This is a genomic window from Paraburkholderia solitsugae, assembly GCF_013177695.1.
Lineage (GTDB): Bacteria > Pseudomonadota > Gammaproteobacteria > Burkholderiales > Burkholderiaceae > Paraburkholderia > Paraburkholderia solitsugae.
Map to the genome: position 1 here is coordinate 1 of NZ_WOEY01000187.1, position 8,338 is coordinate 8,338.

Genomic DNA, 8,338 nt, shown 5'->3' on the forward strand with positions numbered 1-8,338 from the left:
CCCGCATCGCGACCAGCCTGTGCCACCCAGTTGTAGATCGTCTGCGCGGTCGGCTCGAACTCCTTTTCCAGTTCCTCCGGCCTGCGCCCGGCCTTCACCAGCTCAACCATTTGTGCCCGGAATTCCGCCGGGTACGGGGTACGATGCTTGCCCATTTCGGCACCTCCTCTTCAAAAGGATAGGCGTCCGTTTTCGCGGGTCAACTTCAACAACAAAAAATTCCAATCACTCGTGGGGCACGGCCGTCGACCTGACGATAGCCGGCGTACTTGATACGCGCGGGGATAACAAAGTCCAGGTCGGCCTGACGCTTCTCTGTCCGATCAACCTGGCGCAAGCCGCAAGCCGCAAGCAGGCCTAGTCCGCCATTACTGCGAATACATAGAATGGCTGAGTGGCGCCTCGGACTTCGGAAATATAAAAACCGCGCTCATTGGCTTGAGCCAAGGTAAGGCCCAAATGTTGGAGCACGGGCCCCAACTCTACGACGGAATCGTTCCCGAGGCCTGTCCAACCCGTGGGATCGTCTCCAGGTCGATCAATGGCGACGTTAAAACTTATTGCATCGACGTTGGGCGTCCTGGTTACCACGAAGCGTATCGCGCCATTTTCTCCTCCCGGCGGGTCAAGGAATTGATCGTTGCTAGCTCGTGAATGTTGCGCTTCGGACCAGTATTGGCCGTCCCAGACACCCTTGGGCAGGGGTCTGTCATTGGTGGGCCAGGTGGCTAAGATGTTGGTCGGAGGAGTCTGGCCGCCTGCGTATAAATAGCTGCCCCAGCTACCGCCGCTTTCCATATTCATCTGAATCGTATAAGGGTCTGCTCCGCCAGGGGTCGCCACGTCGCTCAGAGCCACACCGTCGTGATCGACCATGGTTCCGTCCATGCTGGTTTGGTTGCGAAGGTTACGCAGGTACGCCGCTTTTCCCGCGCCGGCCAGCGCCTGCGAGCCGCTACCCATCTGGTCTGCAGTCGTTTCGGGATTTTTCAGATCGGAATAGACTTCACCGCCCGCCGCAATCCATTCGACCACGCTTCCTAACTCCTCCTGATCGAACAGAGAGGCCCGGTAGTAACCCATCCAGACGCCTTCGGCACTCACCCACCAATTCAATTCTCCGGTGCCGGGTTCACGATAGAGTTGAAACTTCATCTGCAGATCATATTGGGGACCGTCGAAAGTGCTGATGCTGGTGATGCCGATACCCGGATGGACGGTGCGGCCGGTCGTACTGGGACCACTGTATTGAACCCATCCTTTGTGGAGAGCGTTATAGCCGCCAATATTGTCACCGTCTTTCGAATATGCGTTCGTCGTGTAGTAGGTGAAGACGTGTGGGAGCGTGTCGCCGTTGAGGATCCTGTCAACGGTCCAGCCGCCTTCGAGGGATTGAAGAATGTTGTCGCTGCTGTTCTGGAGCCAGACTTGAAGGATGGAGTGGTCTTCGCCGCTACCTCCCCCGGGGACGTTGATGGTCGGATCCCAAACATTGAAATAGCCGTCCCAACCGTAAAATGTCCCTGACTGGCCTGAGTTATTGTGGAAATAGCCGGCGGGGTCAGGATCGGCGGGCGCTTCACTGCGCCGATTACGATTAACGCGAAGTCCGCCGCGTTTGGTCAGGTAATCCGTCAGCGCGACGGTGCGATTCAGACGCGAAAGATCGGGGCGAACGATTGGAACGGTGCCAGATGGACCACGCTCAACGGATGGATCGTCGAGTTCGAAAGTGAGTGGCTTTACCTGACGCAAGGGGTCATCGACACGTGCCTGCGGAGCCGGTGGCGGCGTGGCGATCTTGCCGCCGGAAACCTGGCTCTCGATGGGCACCCAATCCAGCACCATTCCGCTGGGCGTGCTGGTGGTCTTCACGATGCGAAGCGAGTTCTGCCGTTCGGTGAGCCACTGAACGAGTTCCGGGTTCAAAAGGTTTTGTTTCGCTGACATGGATGAGTCTCCAGTGGGTACGTGACGAATTTGCTTCCGCGTCAAAGCCCAATTACGAAAAAATTGCGACCCGTATTACTGAAATTGCGTCCCCAGTCAGTCTCAACGGGCGTCAACAGCGCAGACAAGTTCAGGCCGTTACGACCGAAATTGCGCATCAGCCCTCGACGTCATCGGTGGCTCGCAGAGCGTTCAGTCGTGGTGGGTTCAAACGGGTTCAGTCGTGAAGGGCGCTCACCTTGTTAGAGGTTGAACGAGAACAAACCCCGGCGATTTCAGAAAATCCGTCGATCCGGGATGAAAAACGTCCGTCGCTCTCATGACCTCATTGACTGGCCAGATAACAGTGCGCGGCCTTCGGTCCTCGGCACCGGCCGTTCGAGATCGATGAATTTGACATGTCGCGAATGACGGCGTTGGCTGATGACTCGCCGGATGGCACGGTCCAACGGATGGCGCTGTCAGCGGAAAGGCCGACGCCCGAATGACTTCGCAGCGGTATAGGTGAACGCCCGCAGATGGCCGGTAGTACTCGCACGGTGTCTGGCGATTTAGCGACCGCACGCACGACGCCGAACTGCATTGGCGCGCGGCCGGTAATGGCTGTGCCAGATCTCGGTTTGCTCGGAGATCTCCAGCGCGTCGTCAACTTCGATGCCAAGGTATGATTCACCCGACTTAGCTACTCGGCCGATGCCGGTGCAGGTGGCTTTCGTTAGAATCTGTTTTCGATTCTTCTATTCGTCTATTACCGGAGGCGAACGTGCCAGGGTTACTCCCCGATGTCGACCGCGAGGGACTCCTCGAATATTCAGTCGTTTACACCGACCGATCCATCAACCATATGTCGCAGCTTTTTCAGGGAGTCGTACGCGATATTTCCGGCGCCCTGAAAAAGGTCTACAACGCGAAGTCGGCGGTTATCGTCCCGGGCAGCGGGACTTTCGGCATGGAAGCCGTCGCCCGGCAGTTCGCGACGAACAAGAAGTGTCTGGTCATCCGCAATGGCTGGTTCAGTTTCCGCTGGTCGCAGATTTTCGACATGGGCGACATTCCGTCTGAATCGATGGTGTTGAAGGCGCGTCCGGTCGAACAAGGAAGGCAGGCCGCCTATGCACCGGCTCCGATCGAAGAAGTGGTCGCTGCGATCAAGGCGAACAAGCCGGATCTGGTCTTTGCGCCGCATGTCGAAACTGCATCCGGGATGATGTTGCCTGATGCCTATTTGCGTGCCGTGTCCGACGCTGTTCACGCCGTCGGCGGCATGTTTGTACTGGATTGCATCGCCTCCGGTACGATCTGGGTGGACATGCAGGCCAGTAGCATCGATGTCCTGATCAGCGCACCGCAAAAGGGATGGAGCGCGTCACCCTGCTGCGCACTGGTCATGCTCAGCCCTCTCGCCCGCGAAAGAATCGACGCAACAACCAGCACCAGTTTCGCTTGCGATCTTCGCAAGTGGCTGCAGATCATGGAAGCCTACGAGAACGGTGGGTTCGCGTACCACGCCACGATGCCCACGGACAGTCTCGCGACGCTGCGCGACGTCATGAAGGAAACCGAGGCATACGGCTTCGACAAAGTGAGAGCTGAGCAGCTTGAACTCGGCACGCGCGTTCGCTCGCTCTTGAGCGGCAAAGGTTTCAAAAGCGTGGCGGCCGACGGTTTTCAGGCTCCGGGCGTCGTGGTCTGCTACACGGACGATGACGGCATACGATCCGGCAAGAAATTCGCCGATGCCGGCTTGCAGATCGCGCCCGGCGTTCCCCTTCAATGCGACGAGCCTGAAGACTTCAAGACCTTCCGCGTCGGATTATTTGGCCTGGACAAACTGCATGACGTCGAAGGCGCGGTCGCGAGGCTCGCCAAGGCGTTGGACAGTATTCTTTAGAGCGCTTTTCCGGTGCCTGTGTGCATGGCTCGCCCTCGCAACCGCATCGACAGGAGGGCCCCGGAACCTGCCGGAATAGCTATGCGCACGCTTCGGCCTTTGCCGACGTTCAGACAACGGCGTCGGTGAGGCCGCTTCAGGTCACTTTCCTGCCGTTCGCAAATCGATGGCCGCGAATATCATGTCTCGATGTCAGCCAACGCGTGCTCCCGACCCACAACTGCCGGTCGTATCCCCGCGGCTTCAACGACCGCATTCGGAGTGGGTTCAATTTGTCATCCAAGCGTTCGCGCTTGAACGCTTGACGCCTTACCTTCATTACCTCGGGCAGTCACCAAGTATCTCGGAGTGGTGTGACACGAACTCAGTGAGAACTTGCAGAACATGTTCTTTCCGCTCGGGATTGCAACCGATGTCGTCTCGTCCGGATGCATCAGTCGACCCGTTCAATTGACCACTGTGGCTTACGATATGGCGGAATCGCAGCTTTCGCGATGTGCAAGATCATGGGTCGCGATTGTTACTGGCTAACGCGAATATTGACCGTGTCAAAGCGCTGTCCCTGCATGCTAATGGCTTGAGGCGGACCCGCTCGTCAGCGCACGAGGGCTCGAGCTGTCACCTCCACCCTGTGCCATCCCGCCAGGAAACTATCGGCAGGGCCGGGCGTAAAGATTTCGCCAGCCTTGTCGATATACTGCCAGAAGTGCCGCGCCACTGAGTGGCAGGCTCCGCGTTCACTTGTAATGGCACTTTTCTTTCGCCTTACAGATACGGTCTCGGGCTCGCCAGCTCAACCGACGACAGCAATTTGATCGAACCATTGCTAAACGTGGCCGACAAGGTGCCCTACCACGCTAGGGAGCGGGGCGGACAATTGATGGCTGATCTGAAAGCGGGCTGGAAGCAGACACAATCCGGAAGACTATGTTTCGAATCACGCGTTCCCTTCTGGCAAAACCGGCCCTGTTCATTTTCGCCGGGATTGGTATCACGCTTGCCACCACCGGCGTCACGGCAGTCTCGCTGTACCAGATGAGGCTCGACGCAATGACGCAGGCCCGCGCTGCCGCACAGAACCTCGCGCTCTCCCTGCAAAAGGAGACCGAGCGTAATCTGGACATCTGCCAACTTGCCATGCGGGATGTCGTGACAAGTATGATGACCCCCAGTCTCCTCGAACTCACTCCCGAGGCCCGGCACCTCGTCGCTTTCGGCGCGGCCAACAATGTAAGGGAACTGGGCGCGATATTCGCGGCAGATGCTGCTGGCGACAGCGTCCTCGACTCCCGTTGGGTTCTGCCGCCAAAGCTCAATGTAAGCGACCGCGATTACTTTCAGGTTCAACAACGGCAGAAAGGGGCCGGCTTGTATCTCAGCAAGCCCTTCGTGCCACGCCTCGGCAACGCTGGGCAACCGTCGATAGCGCTGAGCCTGCGTCTTGACGATGCAAATGGCCACTTCGCAGGCATTGTTGCAAGTACGCTCCGGCTAAGCTATTTCCACCAGCTATTCGAAGACTCGATACTCGGCGATCACGGAACCCTTACCCTGTTGCGCGCAGACGGGACTGTCCTGATGCGGCAACCGTATCGCAGGGACGATATAGGCCGCACTCTCGCGGGCGGCCATTCCTTTCCCCCGCTCGTGCAATCGGATCACGGAACCTATGTCGACGTTGCCGTGCTCGACCACATCGAGCGCCTATACAGCTTCAGGCGGATCGGGACCTATCCACTGGTCGTGGTCGTTGGCCTGGCGACTGAGGATATCTACGCCGGGTGGCGTAAGCGGGCGTTTGCCATTGGGATCGTGACTGCCATACTGGATGTGCTTACCATCATGCTGTCTCTGATGTTCAGCGGGCAATTGCGTAGAAGATTCGCAATGGAACGTCAGTTGCAGACGCTGGCATGGTTCGATGCCTTGACCGGCTTGCCCAACCGGGCGCAACTCAACAAGGAAACGCTCCGTATCCTGGCGGACGCCAGCCGGAATTCGTCACAGTTCGCGATACTGTTCATTGATCTGGACCGTTTCAAGCGCGTCAACGACACGCAGGGCCATTCTGTCGGTGACGAAGTGTTGAGCGAAATCGCGCGGCGTCTCCGGAATTGCGTCCGGGGTGAAGACGTGATCGGTCGACTCGGTGGAGACGAGTTCCTGGCCGTACTGCAAAATTGTGACGTACATAGGGCAGCCCACGTAGCCGCGCGCATCCTGCAGGCCCTGTACCAGCCTATCACCGTCAACGCAAAGTATGACACCAGCATCACGCTCAGCGCGAGCATCGGCGTCTCGCTGTATCCACACGACGGGCAGGACACCGATGCGCTGCTGCGTAATGCAGACATGGCGATGTACAAGGCGAAGAGCACGGGACGTAACCAGGTGCATTTCTATGCTCCTGTGTATGAGCGTCAGGCCAAAGAACAGCTCGAACTGGAAATCGCGCTGCAGCGAGCCTTGCAAGGAAGAGCCCTGAGCGTCACCTACCAGCCCAAGGTCGATGTGACGGGAACACTGCATGGAGCCGAAGCCCTGGTTCGGTGGAACGACGAGAAACTGGGGATCGTCCCGGCAGACCGCTTCATCGCCATCGCGGAAGAAAGCAGCCTGATTGCAGAGCTGGATGCCTGGGTGCTGGACGAGGCCTGCCGTCAACTCGCTGAGTGGCGCGCCGAGGGCATCGATGTACCCAACATATCAGTGAATGTCTGTGCCGCCGACTTCAAACGTCCAGATTATCCCGGCTTTATCGCGCACACGCTGCAGGCTCATGGTCTGGCGCCTGCCGATCTGATTCTGGAAATGACCGAGCGAGTCATGTTTGATGAGTCGGCCGATGACATCCGCACATCGCTCGATACGATGCATTCCCTCGGAATAACGCTATCGATAGATGACTTCGGTACGGGCTACTCGTCTCTGAGCTATCTGCACCGGTTCCCCGTTAAAGAACTGAAGATCGACAAAAGCTTTGTGCGGGGCATTGGGGCCGATCCAATGGCCGAATCCCTAACACAGACTGTAATCAATATCGGCAACGTGCTGAAGCTGAGTATCATCGCTGAAGGCGTGGAAACGCAAGCACAGCGGGACTTTCTACATGACCACGGCTGCCTTATGTACCAGGGACATCTGTACTCGGCACCGCTACCACCGGGCGAATTCGCGCTTTGGGTAGAAACGCATCGGCAGCGAATACCATTAAGCGAATGAGATAAAGCTTTGTTCATAGTCGTCACCAACCAAAACACGACCTTTTCAACGCTATCAAGATAGAGGAGACGTTCGAGCGTCCGTTTCTCGCCGCTGACCAACGGCCGAAAGTGGCCGGCAGCATACGTTTGCGCAAACCATTTGAAATCTTTCATTGAGAATTCCAACGACCGGTATCCGACCTTCTAGCTCTGCTCCGATGTTTGCCTGGGTACCCGCTGGTCATGGGCAGCGGGTACGCATGGGCTACCGATCATGAGCACTTGACATGAAGTCAAGTCGCTCGTGGCTGCGGCCCTCCCGCCTGGAGGATGGAACTTATCGTGCTGTGAGACGTAATCGGGCGGATGCTCACCAGGACGCGGCAGCCTCAGGGGTGGAAGAGGCTACGATTGTGACTGGCGCCGAGTTCGGTCATAAACAGTCGCGCGAACTTCTGGCAGTTGTTGTGCAGCAGCTTGTAGTCCGGCCCACACTTCTGCCTCGTGTTGAGGAACGCCTGCTGCAGCGCCAGCGCCGTCACGGATACCGGGTTAGGTCTGTAGGTATCGCTTTGGGTGTACCACTTGATATTTTTGGCCTCGTCAGTGGCGAATTCCACCGTGTCGTTGTCGCCCATCCACAAGCCGAAGTTGAGCACGAGGAAGCCGTTGCCGCGGTTGCTGACGAAAATCTGGCTGTGATGAGTAATGGCGCCAGCGGCGACTTTGCGCCACATATGGTGGACGTTGCAGGGCATGTTCGCGTTGACGAGCGCTTGGATGTGCCCTGCGATGCCACTCGTGTCGAGGCCGCCGCCACCAGCGTCAGAGTTCTGGCTGGACTCGCTGGGGGTCTGCGCACTTTTGGAACCGATACCAAACATGGAATGCCCCTCCTTCAGTGGGGTTTCAATATTCTCGCTGTCCACACTTCATTAGTCCGGTGATGCGGCGTCCAGCTAGTCTTCTGATCAGGAGATTGAAGTGTAGGCAACTTCAGCAACCAGTGCCAGGCTGATCAATTCCGGATCAGGCGGCGCCACATGTGTATTCGGTGTCAAGAAAAAGCAGCATGAAGGCAGGGCCGGAGCATCAAATTTTCTGTAGATTCAAGACCTGTGCAAGGTAGTCGGGATTCCAGGCGGCGGCCTTACGCTTCTTTGGCAAGCTGAGTGCGCGGCTGGAATCGGCGCGGAACAGGTTGATGGCGAGCCGGCGCAGGAAGGAGAAATTCAGCGCGGCATTGCGTAGCCGGATCTGGCTGGCGTCCTCATTGAAGGTGACATCAAGGCAC

General features: G+C 57.6%; 6 protein-coding genes. 2 read left to right on the top strand and 4 right to left on the bottom strand.

The genetic code is table 11. The features are described from left to right. Positions 1-155, bottom strand: a 155-nt coding sequence (locus GNZ12_RS43275) for a transposase (RefSeq protein ID WP_172319063.1), incomplete at its 3' end; no start/stop codon positions are given. Positions 156-357: 202 nt separating this feature from the next. Continuing rightward, positions 358-1,950, bottom strand: coding sequence for a neprosin family prolyl endopeptidase (locus GNZ12_RS43280; RefSeq protein WP_172319065.1), 1,593 nt, complete (start codon positions 1,948-1,950; stop codon positions 358-360). Between the two features lie 763 nt (positions 1,951-2,713). Here GNZ12_RS43280 and GNZ12_RS43285 point away from each other — a divergent pair. Beyond that, a complete protein-coding gene (locus tag GNZ12_RS43285; protein WP_172319067.1) occupies positions 2,714-3,841 on the top strand; it encodes an alanine--glyoxylate aminotransferase family protein in 1,128 nt (375 codons plus the stop codon). Between the two features lie 927 nt (positions 3,842-4,768). Then, entirely contained in the window at positions 4,769-7,063 is a 2,295-nt protein-coding gene (locus GNZ12_RS43290; protein ID WP_172319069.1) for a putative bifunctional diguanylate cyclase/phosphodiesterase, read from the top strand. A gap of 370 nt (positions 7,064-7,433) precedes the next feature. On the opposite strand, the gene GNZ12_RS43295 is transcribed toward GNZ12_RS43290, so the two are convergent. Next, positions 7,434-7,928 carry a hypothetical protein gene (locus tag GNZ12_RS43295; protein WP_172319071.1) on the bottom strand — a complete coding sequence of 165 codons (495 nt, stop codon included), beginning with the start codon at positions 7,926-7,928 and terminating at the stop codon, positions 7,434-7,436. A 208-nt stretch (positions 7,929-8,136) separates the two neighbouring features. Then, positions 8,137-8,338, bottom strand: a 202-nt coding sequence (locus GNZ12_RS43300; RefSeq protein ID WP_407947668.1) for a transposase, incomplete at its 5' end; no start/stop codon positions are given.